This window comes from Gilliamella intestini (genome assembly GCF_900094935.1).
GTDB classification, from domain to species: Bacteria; Pseudomonadota; Gammaproteobacteria; order Enterobacterales; family Orbaceae; genus Gilliamella; species Gilliamella intestini.
The window spans coordinates 17,770-39,140 of record NZ_FMBA01000018.1 but is presented as its reverse complement, the minus strand read 5'-3'; the positions used below and the strand labels follow the sequence as shown (position 1 = coordinate 39,140).

The following is a 21,371-nucleotide window of genomic DNA, read 5'->3' as shown; positions in this document are numbered from 1 at the left end:
GTTAATACTAACTACAATGCGCCAAAAAATGGTGCAAAATGATAAAAGTGGTTATAACAAGATCATTTTTATTGTTAGCATTGATTGGAATGACTAAATATAATAGAGGTACTAGTTAATGAGTAAGCAAGGCACTGAAACTCGTGGATTTCAATCCGAAGTTAAACAAATTCTACATTTAATGATTCACTCTTTATACTCAAATAAAGAGATTTTTTTAAGAGAACTTATTTCAAACGCATCCGACGCCGCTGACAAACTTCGTTTTAAAGCGCTAGAAAATCCAGATTTATACGCGGGTGATGGCGAACTTGGTGTGCGCATTTCAACCAATAAAGAAGCTGGTACTTTAACGATTGCCGATAACGGTATTGGTATGACACGTGATGAAGTGATTGAAAACTTAGGTACTATTGCTAAATCCGGCACTAAAGCGTTTTTAGAGTCTATTGGTAGTGATCAGGCTAAAGATAGTCAATTAATTGGTCAGTTTGGCGTAGGTTTTTATTCTGCTTTTATTGTTGCCGATAAAGTCACGGTTAGAACACGCGCAGCCACAGCAAAAGCTGACGAAGCGGTTATGTGGGAGTCAGCAGGTGAAGGTGAATATACAATATCTGACGATAATAAAGAAACTCGTGGTACCGAAATCACTTTACACTTAAAAGAAGATGAAAAAGAGTTTTTAGACGATTGGCGTTTGCGTTCTATTATTAGCAAATATTCTGATCACATTTCACTCCCTGTTGAAGTGCAAACCACTGACGAAGAAAGTAAAGAAGTTAAATGGGAAAAAGTCAACAAAGCCCAAGCACTATGGACACGTAGTAAATCTGAAGTGACCGACGAGGAATATAAAGAATTTTATAAGCATATTTCGCACGACTTTGCCGATCCATTAAGTTGGAGCCACAACCGTGTCGAAGGTAAACAAGAATATACTAGTCTACTTTATATCCCATCAAAAGCGCCTTGGGATATGTGGAATCGCGATAACAAACATGGTTTAAAATTGTATGTACAACGCGTATTTATTATGGATGATGCAGAACAATTTATGCCAAACTATTTACGTTTTGTTAAAGGCTTAATTGATTCCAATGATCTGCCATTAAATGTATCGCGCGAAATTTTACAAGATAACAAAATCACCCAAAACTTGCGTAACGCATGTACTAAGCGTGTGTTACAAATGCTTGAAAAACTTGCCAAAGACGATAAAGAACAGTATCAACAATTCTGGAGTGAGTTTGGTTTAGTACTAAAAGAAGGTACAGGTGAAGACTTTACCAACCGTGAAACAATTGCAAAATTACTTCGTTTTGCGTCAACTCATACTGATAGCGATGCGCAAACTGTATCACTAGAAGATTACATTAGCAGAATGCAAGAAGGTCAAGAAAAGATCTACTATATTACTGCTGACAGCTATGGTGCCGCTAAAAATAGCCCTCACCTAGAGCTATTCCGTAAAAAAGGCATTGAAGTCTTATTATTATCTGATCGCATCGATGAATGGATGATGAGCAATTTAACGGAATTTGATGGTAAACAGTTCCAATCTATCAGTAAATCAGACGAGTCAATCGAAAAACTAGCCGATCAAGATAGTGAACAGCAAAAGCAAGTTGAAAAAGAACTTGAGCCATTTATTGAACGTGTTAAAACTGCATTAGGCGATAAAGTGAAAGAAGTAAAATTAACGCATCGCTTAACTGATACACCTGCGATTGTTACCACCGCCGCCGACGAAATGAGCACACAAATGGCAAAACTATTTGCTGCTGCAGGACAAAAAGCACCAGAAATCAAATACACGTTTGAAATCAACCCAGATCATAAGTTGGTTAAACGTATTGCTGATACGCAAGATGAAAGCGCATTTAACGATTGGGTAGAACTACTACTAGATCAGGCTTTACTTGCTGAAAAAGGTTCACTTAGCGATCCAAGTAAATTTATTCAAACCATGAATAAATTGTTAGCGCAATAATCACGATAAATAATAAAATACTGCCCCGATAGATTTTAGCCAATCGGGGCTTTTTACTAATATTGATTAATTTTCAAAGAAGTTATCAGGTAAAAGTTTGATACCTATCACACTTTTTTATATTTCTGCTTTCTATTTTCTCAATGAGATTGATAATAGTTTAATCTAAAAATTAGATTTAACGTAATGAAAGTTTATAAAGTACTAAATAATAATGTTGTTGTTACCCTTGATGCAAAAGGTAAAGAGTTAATTCTTACTGGTCGTGGTATTGGTTTCAAAAAACGCGAAGGCGATTTAATTGATTCCAATCTTATCGAAAAAAAGTTTTCATTAGACGATAAAAACACTGTGTCCAAATTTTCCGAATTACTGTCTCAAATACCGCTTGAGGTATTGACCACATCTGAAATTATTATTAATCATGCAAAACAGTTTATTGAAGGTAATTTGCAAGATAGTATCTATATTTCATTAACCGACCATATTTATTCGGCGATTGAACGCCACAAGCACGGCTTTGATATTCCTAACGGTTTTTTGTGGGAAATTAAAAAATTCTATCCTAAAGAGTTTAAAATTGGTTTATATGCTCTGTCAGTCATTAAAGAACGTTTAGCCATTGAACTACCGGAAGACGAAGCAGGCTTTATTACATTCCATATTATTAATGCGCAACTTGATGGTACTATGCCTAATGTTGTTAATATGACTAACATCATGCGTGAAATACTCAATATTGTAAAATACCATTTTAACTTTGAATATGATGAAAGCTGCCTATCTTATCAACGCTTTGTTACTCATTTAAAATTTTTTGCGCACCGTATATTAAATCAACAATCACAAACACAACAAGATGCTTCGTTATATGAAATTATCCGCCAAAAATACCAAGAAGCCTATTTATGTACTAAACAAATCGATCTGCATTTAATACAACAGTATCAGCATCCGCTTTCTGATGATGACAGCCTTTATTTAACCATTCATATTGAAAGGCTACGCACTGAACTTAAAAATTCATAATGTGAAGTAAATCACAATTTGATGATCATTATTGTGGAAGTCTTATCTGTTTTTTTTAATTTATGCTAATCTAGACAAACTATTAATTGGATTGTTATTGCAAAGTTAAAATCGTTTACTTTGCAAGCAAAACCTAGATACCAAACTGTTTTAGGGATCTAGGTTTTTTTTTGTTAAAAAATAAGGATAAAGTATGAAAAACAAAGAACTTGCTGAATCAATTATTCAGCACGTTGGCGGAAAGGACAATGTTATTAGCTTGGTGCATTGTGCAACCCGTTTACGATTTGCACTAAAAGATGAAACTAAAGCAAATGCCGAAGTTTTAAAAAAGCAAAAAGGCATAATAACCGTTGTACAAAGTAGTGGACAGTTTCAAATTGTAATTGGTAATAATGTTGCTGACGTTTATAGCGACATAATGCAGTTAACTAATTTAAATGAAACAGCCAACACAAATACACAACCAAATAAAAAATCAAGTATATTATCTAAACTGATCGACTTAGTCTCAAATATTTTCATTCCTGTATTAGTCGTTATGGTAGCAGGTGGTATTTTAAAAGGAGTACTTGCGTTATTACTAACAATGGATGTTGTCCAGCGCAATACCTCAACTTTTAACTTTTTAGATGCAATATCCGACGCCCCACTTTATTACTTACCAATGATTTTAGGCTTTTCTGCTGTTAAAAAATTTGGTGGTAACCCTTATATGGGGCTAGCAATTGGCGGAGCATTGCTTCACCCTAGTGTTAGTAATATGATACCGCAAGGAGAGTTCTTGCTAAAAACGCATTTATTTGATATACCAATTGACTTAATTCCTTATGCTTCATCTGTATTTCCAATCATTTTAGCAGCATGGTTTTATTCTTTATTAGAACGAAACTTCAATAAAATTATGCATGATTCTTTCAAAAAATTCATAGCTCCATTACTTAGCTTTGTCATTACAGTGCCATTAACCTTTGCACTTATTGGCCCAGCTGTGACTTATGGTAGCAGTTATATAGCAACTGGAATTGAATATCTATATGCACTTAATCCAGTTATTGCATCGATGATTTTAGCACCACTTTGGCAAGTATTAGTAATTTTTGGCATTCATTGGGGACTTGTTCCGCTTTGCTTAAACAATGTAGCAACAAATCATGAAGATTTTCTATTACCAATATTGTTCCCTGCGGTATTTGCACAAGTTGGAGCCGTATTTGCTGTTATGCTTAGGGCCAAAGATCCTCAATTTAAAGCATTAGCAAGCTCTTCTGTTCTGTCTGGTATTTTTGGCGTAACTGAACCTGCTATTTACGGTATTAACTTACCACTAAAAAGACCATTTGTTATTGGTTGTTTATCGGCAATTGTTGGCGGTGCGATTGTTGGTTATTACCATAGTGTGATCTATTCTTTCAGTTTTATTAATGTTTTCTCTTTTTTACAATTAATTTCACCAGAACACGGCATTGATGATAAATTTTATGCAGTTGTTTTTGCATGTGTTATCTCATTTGCTATCGCTTTAATTGCGACTTATCTGTTTGGTATATCAAAAGATAAAATTAGCATGATATCAACAAACGATATTCCTCAAGATCAAACAAATAACCAAAACAACACAAACCAAACAAATACCAATAATGTCACAATTTTTAGTCCAATGACAGGAAAGGTAGCGCCACTGAGCGAAGTCAATGACCCTACATTTGCTAGTGAATTAATGGGTAAAGGTATAGCTATCATTCCAACTGTTGGTCAAGCTCTAGCGCCTGATGATGGCGAAGTCGTTTCACTATTTAGAACAAAACATGCTATTGGTTTTCAAACTGATTCTGGTGCTGAAATACTTATCCATATCGGAATTGATACTGTTAAATTAGATGGTCAACATTTTGAAGCACATGTTGAAGCAGGTCAAAAAGTGAAAAAAGGCGATCGGCTTGTTAGCTTTGATATTGAAGCAATTAAACAAGCTGGTTTTGAAGTTACTACACCAATTATCGTTACTAATAGTGATAATTATCAAGATATACAATGTATCTTTGAACAAGATAATATTCAAAGTGGAGAGGCTTTATTAGCGTTATCCCAAAATAAGGAGTAAAACATGTCAACACAATTTCCTAATAATTTTCTTTGGGGCGGAGCTATTGCCGCCAATCAAGTTGAAGGTGCTTATCAAAAAGGCGGAAAAGGATTATCCACTTCAGACTGCACACCAAACGGCTTATTTGGCGATATTATTGATCGAAATAAACATAATATTACTAGCATAAAAGATAATGCGATTGATTTTTACCATCGCTATCCTGAAGATATTGCCCTATTTGCCGAAATGGGTTTTACCTGTTTACGCACGTCAATTGCTTGGACACGCATATTTCCTAATGGCGATGAAGAACAACCTAATGAAGCTGGTTTAGCCTTTTATGACAAATTATTTGATGAAATGGCAAAACACAACATAAAACCACTAGTCACTTTATCACATTATGAAATGCCCTATTATCTTGTTACCCAATATGGTGGATGGGGAAATCGTAAAGTAATTGAGTTCTTTACCCATTACGCAAAAACCGTATTTGAACGTTACAAAAATAAAGTCAAATATTGGTTAACATTTAACGAAATCAACATGTCACTACATGAACCATTCACTGGTGTAGGTTTGGATAGAAATAGCACTAAACAGCAAATTTACCAAGCTATTCACCACCAACTTGTTGCCAGTAGCCGAGCGGTCAAATTGTGTCACGACATCATCCCTGATGCCAAGATCGGTAATATGTTATTAGGTGCTGTAGCCTACCCATTAACACCAAAACCTGAAGATGTTTGGGCTGCACATAACGAAAACCATGGTTGGTTATTCTTTGGTGATGTGCAAGTGCGTGGTTATTACCCAACCTATATGAATCGATTCTTCAAAGAACATAACATCAAACTGGAAATTACCGAACAAGATAAACACGATCTAAAAGAAACCGTCGATTTTGTTTCATTTAGTTATTACATGAGCTGTTGTGCAACATCCGATGAGTCTCAAAAAACCAAAGGTAATATCTTAGATATGGTGCCTAACCCTTACCTTAAAGCATCCGAATGGGGGTGGCAGATCGATCCAATTGGGATCCGTTACCTACTTAATTTACTTTATGAACGTTATCAAAAACCATTATTTATTGTCGAAAATGGACTTGGTGCTAAAGATAAATTAGAAGCAGATGGCACGATTAATGACGATTACCGTATTAACTATATGAATGATCACCTAGTACAAATCCGAGAAGCCATTAACGATGGTGTTGAAGTTATGGGCTACACAAGCTGGGGACCAATCGACCTTATCAGTGCATCAAAAGCCGAAGTAACCAAACGTTATGGCTTTATATATGTTGACCTAAACCAAGACGGCACAGGCACAATAAATCGTTATAAAAAGAAAAGCTTCTACTGGTATCAATCAGTGATTTCATCAAAAGGTGAAAATTTGAAAGCATAAGATAATCTGGGAGGATTGACGCTACTCATCCCCCCTATTATTTTTTAATAAACATGTGACAAGGTAAATAGCTAATCGAATGGAGATATAAATTATTTAAATTAATCATATTACTATAAAAAACATATATACATAAAAATAAAACAAAACTTTAAATTATTGGATTGTTACTGCTTTTTGGCAGGCAAAACCTAAATATTAATTAGAGAATTATTCTCTGATTTGGTATTTAGGTTTTTTTAATATAAAAACGATTAGGAAAAAGAACAATGAAAATAAAATATCTCACAATAATGCTATTAGGGATATCAAGTTATTCTATGCTAGCAAATGCAACAGCCCACAACAACTCAATCCTCGATGATACATTTTTTAAAGACACCAAATTTGTATTTTCTACCCGAAACCATTGGAAATATTTAAAAGAAAATGCATCCCAACCTAAAGAGGTACACAGCGCTTGGGGGCAAGCATTTAGTTTTGATTATAAATCAGGTTATTTATTTGACATGATTGGTTTTGATGTCACCTATGATAACATAATAAGATTAGGCGCCAGTGATTACTTTGCGACCCGTAACCTACTTTATAACGATGGCAAAGGTTATAACAAGCACAACGCTCACGGTTTTAATAAATTTACCCAACGCTATGCCAAAATTAAAGTTGGTAATGACACCATTAATTTCAAAGGCAAAGTTGGCTGGCATAGTTTGAAAGATTTTGGGGTAATAAGCTCATCAAGACATCTTACTCGCAATAGTTATTTGGGTTATAGTGGTACGCTAAAATATGATAACTTCTACTTTTCATTGGCTTATATTGATAGCACCCTACCCCGCGAATCTGCTAAAAAATTACGTTTTTTAACGGCCGATCGTAAAAAAATCATTAATAATATTTCAACAGCTGAAATCGCTTATAAAGATAAAAATCTTACTTTAGATTATTCTTATGGTGTTGCTAAAGATTATTTAAGACGCCATGTGATTGAATTATCGTATAAACCAATACAAAAATTAATCTTAGGCGGACAATTCTACGGAAGTTATGCTCTTGACAATTATGATGCCATGAAACAAAACAAAAAAGAGTTTGAAGATCACGCATGGCACTATGCAACCGATGTCGAATGGAAAGAAGAAGACTGGAGTATTAAAGTCGGTTTAGCCTATACAGACGCTAACAAACATAACGCTATCGGATATTATAATCGACATTTAGGTAAAAATACTCGTGCTCGCTTTAACGGTCTTGCCGCTGCTGGCTCAGATTATTTACGTGATGGTGAACTAGTACTAACAACAGTAATGAGTTATGATTTTGTTAAAGATAATAGCACTGGTCTATATATGAATTATGGACAATTTAACTACAAACATAATACATTAAAAAATGGCGAAATTAACGTTTTTGATATATGGAAACCAACTAGTGGCGCTTTTAAAAATTTTTCTATTTTATCGAAGGTTGGATATGGTTGGTCTTATAAAACTGTCAGTGCTTCAGACCTTACACCTAAACTTAGACATGGAAAATACCAACGTTCACCTTCACTTTCGGCGGAAACGGTAATTGATTACCGATTTAATTTATTATAAAGAGGACAAAACAATGAAAAAATTTATTATATTAATCAGCTCATTAATCATCGCTATTTCAACTCTATCACAAGCTTTTGCTGATGATGTTTACCTTTACGTCACTAGGCATGGCAAAACCATGTTCAATAACGTACATCGTGCTCAAGGTTGGTCTGATACACCGCTAACAAAACCAGGTGTCGAGGTGGCTGAACAACTAGGACGAGGGTTGAAAGATGTCAAATTTATTTCAGTCTATTCAAGTGATTTAGGTAGAGCACGACAAACTGCTCGCATTGTTTTAGAAGCTAAAGGCGATAAAATTCAAATTAATGAAATGGAAGGTTTACGTGAACAGTGTTTTGGCGATTATGAAGGAGATTTTGATCCGAACATGTGGACACCAGCTGCACAGCATTTAGGTTATGCATCAGATAAAGAGCTAATGGCGGATATGGCTCAAGGCAAGGTTACCCTAAAAACAATGATGGATGCAATCGCCGCAGTTGAGAAATCAGGCGAAGCCGAAGACTACAATAAAGTAAAAAATCGTATGCAAGCATCATTAAAAGCCATAGCTGAATCAGCCAAATCACAAGGTGGTGGCAACGTACTTGTAGTATCTCACGGTTTAGCAATTATGGCTATGGTTCAAGAGTGGCAAGATAAACCAATTACAGCTGGGTTAGGTAACGCAAGTGTTACTAAAATTCGTTACACCGACGATGGTAAATTTATTGTTGAAAGCCTTGGAGATATGAGCTACGTCGAAAAAGGCAAAAATCAAGCAAAATAACTTCAAAATATATGGCTCACCAATGAGCCATATTCCACATTTACTATTAGCTCATAATATTAATCGATAAATTTGTAGTATTTATCGCCATAAACAAGCATAATTTAATAGTGTATTTATTAAATGTTACTAAAAGGCCAATATGTTTTATTTATGCAATTATTCATCTCCAGTGGGACTAATAACCCTAGCCAGTCAACAAAATAAGCTCGTTGGGGCTTGTATTGAAGGTGAAAAATATTTTGGTCATACAATCAATAAACAAACGGAAGAAAACCCAAATTTATCGATTTTTAACTCAACTAAAAAATGGCTTGATGATTATTTTTCAGGAAAGAAACCGAATCTATCTCAACTTGAGCTTGCACCAAATGGCACGCCTTTTCGAAGCTTAGTATGGGAAATTTTATGCAAAATTCCATATGGTCAGGTCATTACTTACGGCGATATCGCAAAACAGATCGCCATTAAAACAAACAAAGCAAACATGTCTAGCCAAGCCGTAGGCGGGGCTGTTGGTCATAATCCCATATCAATCATTATTCCTTGCCACCGAGTTATCGGCGCAAACGGTAATTTAACGGGTTATGCTGGGGGTATAGATAAAAAAATTCAATTGCTACAACACGAAGGGGTCGACACCACACTATTTTTTATGCCTAAACAAGGTCATTTAAGCACAATCTAAAAAAACGAAATCTTTTTAATTTGTTTATTTTAAGTGATTGGTTATTTGTACATCATATTTACTTTCATCTATAATATTTACCCAACTTGGTATAATGGGTGTTCGACAGTAATAATTAGCTGAATGCTGTATATCTTTATTTCTAATTTTTTGAAATTCTGGCGTTTGAGGATCATCAAATAGCTCAGGATCCCGACGACGATTCATTTTGAAAAACAAGAATTCTTCATACCAACTGTTGTGTAACCACGGTTTTGGATAACCTAAAGTGGCATAAATACGGTTACAAATAAAAGTTGACCGCCCACCAAAAACGAAGAAGAAAAAGAACACAAAAGCAACAAAGCCAATACAGCTTGTTGTGGTAATTTCTATCACTTCTGAAGAACCCCACTCATGATTGAATAATATACTAATGAAAATCAGAATATCAGTACATAATATTATCGAGCCAACACCAAACATACAATACTTCAGCAATTGCAACGTCGAAAGACCAACTCCTTTAGGAAAAAATAAAGCATGATATTTAGGAAAGCGGACGGCATAAGCTTGATATGTGTTCTTATCAATTTTTTTGACGACCATTTCGACGTAATCACCATTGTTAAAAGCGACATTTTCTAGCTTACCTTTAACTTTGACATTACCGATATAACAAACAAATGGTGTGCCTTTTAATAGCTTGGTTTGTAGTAACCCAAAAGTTAATAAACTAAGCACAAATTCATAAACAAACTTACATATAGCTACGGTTATTAGAATAAATCCACCGATCATCTCGATAATAAATAGCCCCAAAATTGACTCAATAAAACCACTTTCTTCAGGATTTTTATACTTTTCTTCTTTTTCTTTAGATATTTTTAAATATCTTACTTTACCTTTTAATAAACTATACTTTCCCATTACCTTTTTTACTCCATTTAAGTAGGCTTTGCTTTTATTAAGCTAAAGCCAAACCCCTCCATAGTTAAATAGCGTGATTAATATCGGCATTATAAGTGTCAATAAAAAACCTTGAGCAATAGCGGCAGGGACAATTGCTATCCCACCGCCTTTTTGTAACATCGGTAGGGTAAAATCCATTGATGTTGCACCACACAGACCTAATGTGGTTAATTGGTAGCGTTTAATTAGTGTTGGGATTAAGATAATTGCGCATAATTCACGCAGAATATCATTTAAAAAAGTAGCACTACCAATAACTGGGCCGTGAGCTTCTGTCATTAAAATACCCGATAACGAATACCAACCAAAACCCGATGACATAGCAAGACCAACTCGTGCGGGCAAATCTAAAACAAATGACGCAACAAAGCCCCCCAAAAATGCACTAATCGTAACTACTAGCGTTGTAATTATGCCTATTTTGTTGAGCAGAATATGCTTGATTGAAATATTATTACTGCGCAATTGAATACCGACTAAAAACAATAAAAAAACCAATACAACCTGAGTGGTACTTTCTGCATATTGCCAAATAAATAATGGAAATAATCCACAAATAAACCCGATAATTAATGCAATACAAACACGCAATGACTCAAAAATCATTTTAAAACATGATTCGTAAGTTTGATCTGTTTTATATGCCTGGGTAGAAAGAAAATAATCAAAAATAATTAAAACAACAAAATTACCGCCAAATGTACAAACAAAAAGAACACCGGTATAACATAAAATCATTTGTAAATTTGTAGTTAAGTTATCTAAATGTGCAAGTTCAGATCCCATAATGAATAAAATAAGGTAAACCATCCAACTCAACGTTTGGTTAATCTTGGCTATCAAATTATCATTTTTAATCTTAATTAAGTAACCAATAAACAATGGCACTAACGCAATAAGAATACCAAAATACATATTTTATTATTCCTTAACTATTCCTGATTTTGATTTTTAAATAATTGGATCAAACCTATGTTTTAAACATGTTACTGCTAATCATTAAATCAATGATGCTAATTTTTGCTCAATATTAAGTTGAAGCTGATCCAATAAAGCGTAACGGTTTCGGTATTCTGAACGTTTTTTACTGGCGATTTCTTCAATTGATTTTCGATTAATTTGACTTGGTAATATAAATAAACCATTGGCATCTTGTTTGCTATCAAGTGTTAACCAAAAATTATCATAATCAGACAAAATACGCTCCTGACGACTGTTATAACGCCAATTATTATAGATGTGGGTTTTATTGCCCACGGCAACAATTTGCGTTAACTGGTAATAACGCGCAATCGTTAGTGCGGCTTCGACCGCAATGCGTTTAGGAAACAGTCCATAGCACGCTTTAGTCGCTTTTTGCACACGCGTACGCGCATCATCATGCCCTGTCCCTTGTAAGCCAGCAATAAACAGTGTTGGCTTACCTTGATATTCAACGATTGAAAACGTCAAAGTGGCTAAATCAATGCCATCACTATCATAAAAATAAAGGCTGATTTCGCCCTCTCTTGCAAATTTATTACGGGCTTGCACTGCTATTTGGATGTTTTGTTCATTTTTAACCGTTACATCTGCCAATACAAAAGGCAATTGTGGATTATAAAAAGCCTTGCTTACACTGTCAGGTTGTTTAGCTAAAAAATCATAGTGATACGCCAAAGCGTCATAACGGGCTTTTTGACTCAAGCAAGAGGCTAAATAAGGACGCTGTAATTTACACGGCAAATTTGTTTGGCACGAAAAATAATCGCCAAGTAGAGGGTACTGTCTTAATTTATCAAGCCATTTTAAGGTGATTGGGCTTAAAAACAAGGTTCTGAAAAAAAACTTATAACGATAAGTCGGATTAAGCCATAATTCGTTTAACGGTAATTTACCAGTATAAAGCCAGTTAAAAAGTTGCCATTTACTTTTTGGCCTAGACATATTCGTAATATTATTCATAAGTAGAAATTAAAATCGAGTTAGTTATTCTGTTAATTACTGGCGATTAAATCAATACGCATTGATATTTATAATCAGCCATAAAAAAATCAAACGATAAGAGTACAACACAACCTGAGTTGGTGCAACTGTTCCTATGATTATGCAAGATTAAATTAAATGAAAATAAAAAACGGTGAACTAGTCACCGTTTTTTAAGCAATAACGTCTTTTGTAAAAACGAATTATTGACCTTTAACTTCTTTTAAACCGTTGAATGGTGCTTTTGAACCTAATGCTTCTTCAATACGGATTAATTGGTTGTATTTAGCAACACGATCAGAACGGCTCATTGAACCTGTTTTGATTTGACCCGCAGCTAAACCAACAGCTAAATCAGCGATTGTAGAATCTTCGGTTTCACCACTACGGTGAGAAATAACTGCAGTATAACCTGCATCTTTCGCCATTTTAACTGCAGCGATAGACTCAGTTAATGTACCGATTTGGTTTACTTTAACTAAGATAGAGTTAGCGATACCTTTTTCAATACCTTGTTTAAAGATTTTAGTATTAGTTACAAATAGATCATCACCCACTAATTGGATTTTGTGACCTAATGCTTTAGTTTGGTAAGCCCAACCTTCCCAATCGCTTTCATCTAAACCGTCTTCGATTGATACGATTGGATATTCATTAGTTAAGCCTTCTAAGTAATGAGTAAATTCTTGAGCAGTGAATTCTTTGTTACCTTCACCTTTCAATACATATTTACCAGTTTCTTTGTTATAGAATTCAGATGCAGCACAGTCCATAGCTAAAGTGATGTCTTTACCTAAAACATAACCTGCTTTTTCTACTGCTTCTTTAATACATGCTAAAGCTTCAGCATTTGAACCTAAGTTAGGCGCAAAACCACCTTCATCACCAACAGCAGTATTCATGCCTTTAGCATGTAAAACTTTTGCTAAGTTGTGGAAGACTTCTGAACCCATACGGATTGCTTCACGTACTGTTTTAGCACCAACTGGTTGGATCATGAATTCTTGTAAATCGATGTTATTATCAGCGTGCTCACCACCGTTGATGATGTTCATCATAGGTAATGGCATTGAATATTGACCTGGAGTACCGTTAAGGTCAGCAACGTGTTGATAAAGTGGCACACCTTTAGCGGCTGCGGCTGCTTTAGCCGTTGCTAAAGATACTGCAAGAATTGAGTTAGCACCTAAGTTAGATTTAAAATCAGTTCCATCTAAATCAAGCATAGCTTGGTCAACAGCCGCTTGATCTAATGCATCTTTACCCACTACAGCTTTAGCAATTGGGCCGTTAACGTTTTCAACCGCTTTTAATACGCCTTTACCTAAAAAGCGAGATTTGTCACCATCACGAAGTTCTAACGCTTCACGCGAACCTGTTGACGCACCAGATGGAACGATAGCAAGACCAACAAATCCACCTTCTAAATGAACTTCCGCTTCAACAGTTGGATTACCACGAGAGTCGATGACTTCACGACCATGTACTTTAACGATTTTTGCCATGTTATTTTCCTCTATATGACAGATATATTACAAATGTTAATTTAAAACTATTTTTGTTGCTGCTCTTGATAAGCTTTGGCAGCCTTAACAAAACTACTAAATAGCGGGTGTCCATCACGCGGTGTTGAAGTAAATTCTGGATGGAATTGACAGGCAACAAACCAAGGATGATCAGGAACTTCAATGATTTCAACCAATTTTTTATCGGTTGAAAGCCCAGTCACCTTTAACCCTGCTTTAACCACTTCTGGTAATAAATTATTATTCACTTCATAACGATGACGATGACGCTCGGTAATCGATTCATTTTTATACATATTATATACTAATGAATTTGGCTCCAAATGGCAAATTTGTGAACCTAAACGCATGGTGCCGCCTAAATCACTATTTTCGTTACGTTGTACTACATTGCCCGATTCATCGCTCCATTCTGTAATTAAAGCAATAATTGGGTTTGCACAATCTTTGACAAATTCAGTTGAGTTAGCATCTTTAATACCTGCAACATTACGTGCATATTCGATCATAGCCACTTGTAAACCAAGGCAGATACCTAAGTACGGGATCTTGTTTTCACGTGCATAGCGAGCTGCCATAATTTTGCCTTCAACACCACGATAACCAAATCCACCAGGAATTAAGATAGCATCTAAACCTTCTAGTAAATCAGTACCTCGTGACTCAAGATCTTCTGAATCAATATAACGGATATTCACCGTTAAACGATTTTTTAATCCACCGTGTTTTAATGCTTCATTCACTGATTTATAGGCATCTGGTAAAGCAATATATTTACCTACCATACCAATAGTCACTTCACCAACTGGGTTAGCTTCTTCATAAATAACTTGTTCCCACTCAGAAAGGTCGGCTTCTTTACAGTCAAGATTGAAACGTTTGCAAACAAAAGTATCTAAGTTTTGTGATTTTAATAATGCCGGAATTTTATAAATAGAATCGACATCTTTAAGTGAAATAACCGCACGCTCAGGCACATTACAAAATAGTGCAATTTTAGCGCGCTCATTAGCAGGAATAACACGATCAGAACGGCAAATTAACACATCAGGTTGAATACCAATTGATAATAATTCTTTTACTGAATGCTGTGTCGGCTTGGTTTTAACTTCGCCAGCTGATCCTAAATAAGGAACCAATGTTAAATGCATAAACAAGGTATGTTCACGCCCCACATCAACGGCTAATTGGCGAATTGCTTCTAAAAATGGCAATGACTCAATATCGCCCACTGTGCCACCGATTTCAACAATCGCAACATCAAAACCTTTCGCACCATCAATCACACGCGACTTAATTGCGTTTGTGATATGAGGAATAACCTGAACTGTTGCGCCTAAATAATCCCCACGACGCTCTTTACGCAACACATCAGAATAGATGCGACCCGTAGTAAAGTTGTTTTTTCGCGTCATTTTAGTGCGAATAAAACGCTCATAATGACCTAAATCAAGATCGGTTTCGGCACCGTCTTCCGTCACGAAAACCTCACCATGTTGAGTCGGGCTCATTGTACCTGGATCAACATTAATGTAGGGATCAAGTTTAAGCATGGTGACTTTTAAATTGCGGGCTTCTAAAATTGCAGCGAGTGATGCTGCGGCAATGCCTTTACCTAAAGAAGAAACGACACCGCCTGTAACAAAAATATAATTCGTGACCATTAATACCAGACCATTATTTATTTAATAGAATAATATTACACTAAGGCTAAATGATAAAAAACCAATGCAATATATGATGAATCAGACGGGAAACTAGTATAACAGAATCTGCCTTACCTAACAATTGAATAATTAATTTTAACGGATGTTTTCAACAAGCATATTAGCCAAACTTATAACTAGTTTAGCTAATGAACTTTTATTAAATAATATCAATAATCGCGAAAATCAATCTAAATTATACCATTAGCGTATAACTTTTTAATTCTATTGTTACGAAGTCGATTCTGAATCAGTTTCAACAAGAACATAATACCGTTAAAAATGGTCACTGAAGCTAAAAGCAAAAATAACAGCAGGTTTAAACAAATTGGCAATAGATTTTCGCTTATATCTTTTTGGTATAACTCTTGCGTATTTATGGTTAATGTTGAAATGGTATGATTAGTGTCATAATCAACATTTGAAACGAATCCCGACATCGTGACCACGATATGATCTGTATGAAAGTTTTTGTCAGATTGTGGAACTACACTTTCACCCGATTGAGAACTTATCTTTTCATTTATACCATGTAAAACAAAATATCTTGTGGAATTGGCTAAATGAAAAGAGGTATCGGTAGTTGCACTGTGAATTAATGCTTGAATACATCTATCGGCTTTATTTTTAACAGATACTTCACATGTCAATGACACGTCTAAAAAATTTAATTTTACTACATCACCCGACTTAATATTACTAGTGACTAATTTTGATGCATCATCAAAAAACCAACGTTTTGAATCGTGATTAAATTGATGATAAACAAATGAGAAATTATCACTCACTTTTGCTTGATAATTGACAGCATAAAGATAGAACATGCCAAATAAAAAAAGCCATAAATTACGCCCCCAAAATTTTGGTGGACCAAATTGTTCAACCTCTTTACTAACCGACATGTCGTAGCCATAACGGACAATTTTTTTACTGTCAATATCAACATCCAAATCAACATCAAAAGTGCTATTTTCAGGAATAAATGATTGCCAATTTTTAGGATACTTTAATATCAAATCATGACCAATTTTAATCTCATTGGATTTAACAATTTTTTTATTTATTTTTCCTCTTACTTGATTAATAAATTGCACTTTTGTTTTAGATTTTGGTTTACGAAAATAAAAGTAAATAGCAGCCAGAAAATTCACTCCAAACCAAAACAGATCGTTCAACTCTTTTGTATCCCAAAAACGATTAAAATAGCTTACTACAAAAAAACAAAAAAATGCCGTGAGTATCCCTCGATTTAATTTATTACGGGAAGCTGATTCTTGCGATGTTTCTTTTCGAACTGATAAAATTTCGTAACCCAATTTTTCACTCAGTTTAGGATGTGGACTTACAGTGTGTTTAATATTTTCATCTAAGTTTTCGCCTTTTGAGAATTTTGAAGCGCCGCTCAGCCAATATACCGAACTTTGTTTTTCATTTTTTTCATCTGCCAAATAGGTAGCATATAATGCTGAACCTATTTTGTGATCATTTAACTTAACAGCGATAGCGAAATTTTGCGTAAGCGCAATTTCAACTTCGTTATAATCACTAAGATAACGATCCATTTTGAAAGGAAATACAACATCAATATTATGGATTTTATAGGAATAAGTGTTTTCAGAATGCGAAAATTCAGTTTGTTTAATACACTCACCGGATATTAACATCACTTCTCGAGAAACTAATGATGACTTTTTTTTCCCTGATGATTGGTCACATGTTATCGATAAATAGCTTTCTACACTTTTTCTTTCCTCTTCAGTTAACATTCTAATAGATTTGAGGTTGTTAACCGAACTACCTGCCATTAGCTTTTTTTTATACTTAGTACTTCTATACTTTTTTATAGGATAAAAAATAAATGAAATAATAAATTGAATTAAGACAACCAAACCTAATATTTGCATTGTAACTTATTCCTTATAAATCTTATTTTATAATAATAACTAACTGAAAAAATTCAGTCTTAATTTCTTAACCACGAAAATTAATGATTTACTGTTTTCTCACTGCGAGAAAACCGATAATACCAGAACGAACAATTTTAACTAAAAATATAATTCGTGACCATTATATACAGACCATTATTAATTTATAAGAACAATGTTGCATCAATTTTTAAAACATAAAAACCAATACAACAAACAAGAATCAACCTTATCTCACAATTGAATAATTAATTTTAATTGATGTTTTAATTGTATGAGTTAGCAAATTGTGTCTGTTTGTATTAGATATTTAAACTGGAATTTTGCCCTTACATTTAATAAATTCTTTAAGTTTATTTATATTTTTGATTTCTAATTTTCCTTCACTTTTTTCAACAATATCTAACTTAATTAGCTCATTTACAGCACTGTAATAAACTCGATCAGTAGTTCCAAAAAGCTCAGCTTCAAGGTTTTTTTGAAAATTACTGACAGAATGTATATTTAAATAATACTGATAAAGATCGAAGGCGATAAAAAAACCTCTCTGAGTAAAATGCGACAGACTGATACCTACGGTTTGCCGTTACTTAAAAATCAAACGAAGCAGCAAACTAGAGAATATTTACTAGATAGTATCTATTTGATTTTTAAGTTTTTTATACATAAACGTAGTGCACTCCTGAAACTTTTTAACAAAAATTATACTGTATTGATTTGTTTAGATAAACTGCGTGATAATCGGCGCATCAAGCAAAAATGTACCTATCCCGCCTGCCCACAAACCGATGAGAAAGCCGAAAGAGTGATACAAACTTTGAATTGCGATGTGGCATAATCAGCATATATTTAGCGATTCAATAGATAGAAAACAAAAGCTTAAACGCTTTATTAATTTTTATAATACCGTTAAACCGCATAAAGCGATTTTTGGAAAAACGCCTTATGAGTTTTTAGAGGATTATTTTAATCATAAAGTGTAAACAACTCGGCGTTTTCCTACAAATTAAATATAGTAATTATTTGATTCTATTTTCATATGCTTTGATAATGTTGTTTTTTCGTTGATTATTGGCAATAAGTTTGCAGCAAATTATTATACCATTAGACAATGCTATTAAAGCTGTAATAATAAAAATAACAACACCAATAAATACAGGTGATGTTAGTGATAATAGCCGCTGTTGATAGATGCGATATAGCAGGTCATCATCGATAGTTAGATTCGAAACGGTGTTGTCATTTTGGTAATCAACCTCTGTCACTAAACCTGAAACATTGACCTTTCCGCCCTTTCCTGATAAGGCGTTATAGTATGTTTGTAATAGGACTATATCTTTGTCTTCATCTGGATAGTTGATTTTGATCTCATTTGCATTTGCTAACGCTAAGCTGACACTTTGTGGTGATTGTTGATAATTAGTTAGAGCTGTGTTCGCTTTTTCTAGGTAGTAAAATGACATACTTTTTTGTAAGTTGCTGATTTGTGTCTCTAGGTATTCAAGCGTACTCGCTACGATAATTTTGTCGTAGTTATGGTGTTGTTTGCTATATTCAACTAGTTGTGGCCATTGCTCTAGCTTAGAGTCGGTTAGTTTGATAGTCTTGATTAGAATTAGTTTTATTCGTTTGCATTTGTCTTCTTCTAACAATTGGCAGCTTTGGTCAACAGTTAGAATTAAGCGATCAACATGTAACAGTTTGCTTAACACACTGCCGGGTTGGTATTCCTTGTTGTAGCTGCTGTTTTTTTTGTTTTTTTCGCTATTTAGCTCTTTTTCAAGCTGTTTTACGTCGTTGTCTCGTACTGTTTTAATTAAGTCGCCGTCAAATAATGCGTCGACTAAATTACTATTCGCTTTGGCTTCTTCAATATTGCTCGCAATTTGTTGGTTGATAAACACTTTATCACAATCTTCCAAATACATATCGCTTTCTGCATTACATGATGCACCTTTAAGTTTTATATTAATTAAATCGCCTTTTTTGATTGGGCTGTTTTTTAAAGACTTGGCATCTTTAATCTCCCAAACAGAAACATTGCTATCTAAAGGATAAGTAGCTAGTTGCAAGTTGCTGGTGATATCAACTAGTTTGAAAGTCATAATAGATAAAATAAACGCAGTAACAAATAGAATAAGGTTGCGCATTATAAATTTGGGTGGGCCAAATTCTTCAATTTCACGGCTGATGGATAATAAATTGCCATAACGAAGTAGTTTTTCTTTTTTTACAATGACATCGATATCAACATCTTCATCAGATTTATAAGGTAAAAAAGGAGTCCAATAGGCGGGATATTTTAAAGTTCGATCATCGCCAACGAGTATTCTGTTTTTTATGTCGTCTTTATAGTGAATTTTTGTTTTTATGCGGTTAACCTCTAAGGTACAAGATTGTGCCTTACGCAGGTAAAAGACAATAGATACAAGCAAGCTGAGCCCAATAAATAGCGGTAACCATGAGTCAAAAGTGTACCAATACTTAATAAAGAGTATAACAGTTAAAGCTAAAAAAACAGCGGCCAATATGCCATTGTTTTTTTTGTTTCTATTTGAAGATTCTATCGGTGTTTCTTGACGTTGTTCAACTATTTTATAACTAATTATAGGTTCTATTTCAATATATTCTTCATCAAATTTCATTATGCTGTCATTGGCATCGGCTAGGTTTTGTTCCGGTAAGATTTCTTCTTTTTTGCTTTTCCAAGCGGATTCAAAATAAGTTTTTTTATTTTGTTGCTTTTGCCGTTGTTGCTGCAGTTGTTCTTGTTTTTGTTTTGCTGTTTTTAAGTCATATTGATTGATTTTGACTACTAATGCATAGTGTTCAGTAACGACAACTTGCACGATGTTAATATCTTCAACATATCGTTCCATGTCATAAGGGAAAAAGACAACAATATCACCAATTTGATAAGTATAGATAGGATCATTACTATTATTAGAATGATTAATAGCAATACATGAACCAACAATAATTGACACATCAGAACTAACTAACGTGGAGCTATGTTCATAATGTCCAACCATGGTTGGGTTGTTAAGATAAGGTTCAAGTAGTTGCTGTTCTTCTTCTTTGATTGGCCGAGTTAAGTCGGAAAAAAATGATGATGAATCATATATGTTAGTTTTTTTATTAGGTGTAGCCCCAAAATCCGCTAACGCGTCTAAACGATAGCCATTAAAACTAACGACTATCGCATAATTCGAGGTAAAAACCACTTCCGCAACATTATGACTTAAAGAAAATAGCTGTAAATTATAAGGAAATAGGGCTTCGATACCATCTATCTCATAATAAAAATCCGTTTCTTCTGAATTGGTATAAAAACTGTGGCGAATACAAGAACCCTCAATAATTGATACTTCGGAGTCAATTAATGATGATTTTAATTTATAAGGTTTAACTAATTTTTTATTGGTAAGGTAAGGTGTTATAAGCTCAAGTTCTTCTGCTGTTAATCTTCTTGTTGTTTTGCGATTATTAATAAACTCTTCTAGATTTTTTTTGTTTTGCTTACGTTCAGATTTAAAATCAGACCATTTACTTAGACCAATTAAGGCACTAAATAACGTAATTAAGAGTAAAATGATTTTTAAAGTGGAAATTGTATCCATTTTTTGTGTTTTCCTTATTCTTGCCAGTTATTATTTTTATTTTTAAAAATGTAGAGATTAAATGCAATTACGTTTAATCTCTACATC

The 21,371-nt window shown here is 34.2% G+C and carries 15 protein-coding genes; 8 read left to right on the top strand and 7 right to left on the bottom strand.

Translation table 11 applies throughout. From position 1 onward, the window contains the following. Positions 1–118: 118 nt before the first annotated feature. The 7 genes from htpG to GA0061080_RS06330 all read left to right on the top strand — a co-directional run bounded on the left by htpG (position 119) and on the right by GA0061080_RS06330 (position 9,591). Positions 119–1,993 carry a molecular chaperone HtpG gene (htpG, locus tag GA0061080_RS06360; RefSeq protein WP_091122814.1) on the top strand — a complete coding sequence of 625 codons (1,875 nt, stop codon included), beginning with the start codon at positions 119–121 and terminating at the stop codon, positions 1,991–1,993. Between the two features lie 186 nt (positions 1,994–2,179). Then, entirely contained in the window at positions 2,180–3,022 is an 843-nt protein-coding gene (gene licT / locus GA0061080_RS06355; protein WP_091122808.1) for a BglG family transcription antiterminator LicT, read from the top strand. A 193-nt stretch (positions 3,023–3,215) separates the two neighbouring features. Then, complete coding sequence (locus GA0061080_RS06350) at positions 3,216–5,126, top strand: beta-glucoside-specific PTS transporter subunit IIABC (protein WP_091122804.1); 1,911 nt, start codon at positions 3,216–3,218, stop codon at positions 5,124–5,126. A gap of 3 nt (positions 5,127–5,129) precedes the next feature. After that, positions 5,130–6,524 (top strand): glycoside hydrolase family 1 protein, encoded by a 1,395-nt coding sequence (locus GA0061080_RS06345; protein WP_091122800.1) that lies wholly within the window; start codon positions 5,130–5,132, stop codon positions 6,522–6,524. Positions 6,525–6,793: 269 nt separating this feature from the next. Beyond that, complete coding sequence (locus tag GA0061080_RS06340; RefSeq protein WP_091122795.1) at positions 6,794–8,125, top strand: OprD family porin; 1,332 nt, start codon at positions 6,794–6,796, stop codon at positions 8,123–8,125. 13 nt (positions 8,126–8,138) lie between these two features. Next, positions 8,139–8,903 (top strand): histidine phosphatase family protein, encoded by a 765-nt coding sequence (locus tag GA0061080_RS06335; protein ID WP_091122835.1) that lies wholly within the window; start codon positions 8,139–8,141, stop codon positions 8,901–8,903. A 142-nt stretch (positions 8,904–9,045) separates the two neighbouring features. Continuing rightward, complete coding sequence (locus GA0061080_RS06330; RefSeq protein ID WP_091122791.1) at positions 9,046–9,591, top strand: methylated-DNA--[protein]-cysteine S-methyltransferase; 546 nt, start codon at positions 9,046–9,048, stop codon at positions 9,589–9,591. Positions 9,592–9,615: 24 nt separating this feature from the next. Here the strand turns inward: GA0061080_RS06330 and GA0061080_RS06325 are convergent, their stop codons facing one another. The 6 genes from GA0061080_RS06325 to GA0061080_RS06300 all read right to left on the bottom strand — a co-directional run bounded on the left by GA0061080_RS06325 (position 9,616) and on the right by GA0061080_RS06300 (position 17,643). Then, entirely contained in the window at positions 9,616–10,500 is an 885-nt protein-coding gene (locus GA0061080_RS06325; protein ID WP_091122788.1) for an ATP-dependent metallopeptidase FtsH/Yme1/Tma family protein, read from the bottom strand. 42 nt (positions 10,501–10,542) lie between these two features. Continuing rightward, the gene (locus GA0061080_RS06320) at positions 10,543–11,457 is read right to left on the bottom strand and encodes a LysO family transporter (protein ID WP_091122784.1); all 915 of its coding nucleotides are present in this window, start codon (positions 11,455–11,457) and stop codon (positions 10,543–10,545) included. An 84-nt stretch (positions 11,458–11,541) separates the two neighbouring features. Continuing rightward, complete coding sequence (locus GA0061080_RS06315) at positions 11,542–12,468, bottom strand: VirK/YbjX family protein (protein WP_167349193.1); 927 nt, start codon at positions 12,466–12,468, stop codon at positions 11,542–11,544. 242 nt (positions 12,469–12,710) lie between these two features. Next, positions 12,711–14,012 (bottom strand): phosphopyruvate hydratase, encoded by a 1,302-nt coding sequence (gene eno / locus GA0061080_RS06310; protein WP_091122775.1) that lies wholly within the window; start codon positions 14,010–14,012, stop codon positions 12,711–12,713. A gap of 47 nt (positions 14,013–14,059) precedes the next feature. Next, a complete protein-coding gene (gene pyrG, locus GA0061080_RS06305) occupies positions 14,060–15,697 on the bottom strand; it encodes a glutamine hydrolyzing CTP synthase (RefSeq protein ID WP_091122769.1) in 1,638 nt (545 codons plus the stop codon). Positions 15,698–15,930: 233 nt separating this feature from the next. After that, positions 15,931–17,643 (bottom strand): IgaA/UmoB family intracellular growth attenuator, encoded by a 1,713-nt coding sequence (locus GA0061080_RS06300; protein ID WP_091122766.1) that lies wholly within the window; start codon positions 17,641–17,643, stop codon positions 15,931–15,933. Positions 17,644–18,491: 848 nt separating this feature from the next. Here GA0061080_RS06300 and GA0061080_RS13115 point away from each other — a divergent pair. Next, positions 18,492–18,647, top strand: a complete 156-nt coding sequence (locus tag GA0061080_RS13115) for an integrase core domain-containing protein (RefSeq protein ID WP_091122756.1) — start codon at positions 18,492–18,494, stop codon at positions 18,645–18,647. Positions 18,648–18,683: 36 nt separating this feature from the next. Here the strand turns inward: GA0061080_RS13115 and GA0061080_RS06285 are convergent, their stop codons facing one another. Then, positions 18,684–21,284: an IgaA/UmoB family intracellular growth attenuator gene (locus GA0061080_RS06285; protein WP_091122753.1), complete on the bottom strand. Its 2,601-nt coding sequence runs from the start codon at positions 21,282–21,284 to the stop codon at positions 18,684–18,686. Positions 21,285–21,371: the final 87 nt, after the last annotated feature.

Excerpts from the sequence above, each read along its gene's own strand:
- htpG (WP_091122814.1), top strand. The coding sequence starts at position 119 with ATGAGTAAGCAAGGCACTGAAACTCGTGGATTTCAATCCGAAGTTAAA.
- licT (WP_091122808.1), top strand. The coding sequence starts at position 2,180 with ATGAAAGTTTATAAAGTACTAAATAATAATGTTGTTGTTACCCTTGAT.
- GA0061080_RS06350 (WP_091122804.1), top strand. The coding sequence starts at position 3,216 with ATGAAAAACAAAGAACTTGCTGAATCAATTATTCAGCACGTTGGCGGA.
- GA0061080_RS06345 (WP_091122800.1), top strand. The coding sequence starts at position 5,130 with ATGTCAACACAATTTCCTAATAATTTTCTTTGGGGCGGAGCTATTGCC.
- GA0061080_RS06340 (WP_091122795.1), top strand. The coding sequence starts at position 6,794 with ATGAAAATAAAATATCTCACAATAATGCTATTAGGGATATCAAGTTAT.
- GA0061080_RS06335 (WP_091122835.1), top strand. The coding sequence starts at position 8,139 with ATGAAAAAATTTATTATATTAATCAGCTCATTAATCATCGCTATTTCA.
- GA0061080_RS06330 (WP_091122791.1), top strand. The coding sequence starts at position 9,046 with ATGTTTTATTTATGCAATTATTCATCTCCAGTGGGACTAATAACCCTA.
- GA0061080_RS06325 (WP_091122788.1), bottom strand. The coding sequence starts at position 10,500 with ATGGGAAAGTATAGTTTATTAAAAGGTAAAGTAAGATATTTAAAAATA.
- GA0061080_RS06320 (WP_091122784.1), bottom strand. The coding sequence starts at position 11,457 with ATGTATTTTGGTATTCTTATTGCGTTAGTGCCATTGTTTATTGGTTAC.
- GA0061080_RS06315 (WP_167349193.1), bottom strand. The coding sequence starts at position 12,468 with ATGTCTAGGCCAAAAAGTAAATGGCAACTTTTTAACTGGCTTTATACT.
- eno (WP_091122775.1), bottom strand. The coding sequence starts at position 14,012 with ATGGCAAAAATCGTTAAAGTACATGGTCGTGAAGTCATCGACTCTCGT.
- pyrG (WP_091122769.1), bottom strand. The coding sequence starts at position 15,697 with ATGGTCACGAATTATATTTTTGTTACAGGCGGTGTCGTTTCTTCTTTA.
- GA0061080_RS06300 (WP_091122766.1), bottom strand. The coding sequence starts at position 17,643 with ATGCAAATATTAGGTTTGGTTGTCTTAATTCAATTTATTATTTCATTT.
- GA0061080_RS13115 (WP_091122756.1), top strand. The coding sequence starts at position 18,492 with ATGTGGCATAATCAGCATATATTTAGCGATTCAATAGATAGAAAACAA.
- GA0061080_RS06285 (WP_091122753.1), bottom strand. The coding sequence starts at position 21,284 with ATGGATACAATTTCCACTTTAAAAATCATTTTACTCTTAATTACGTTA.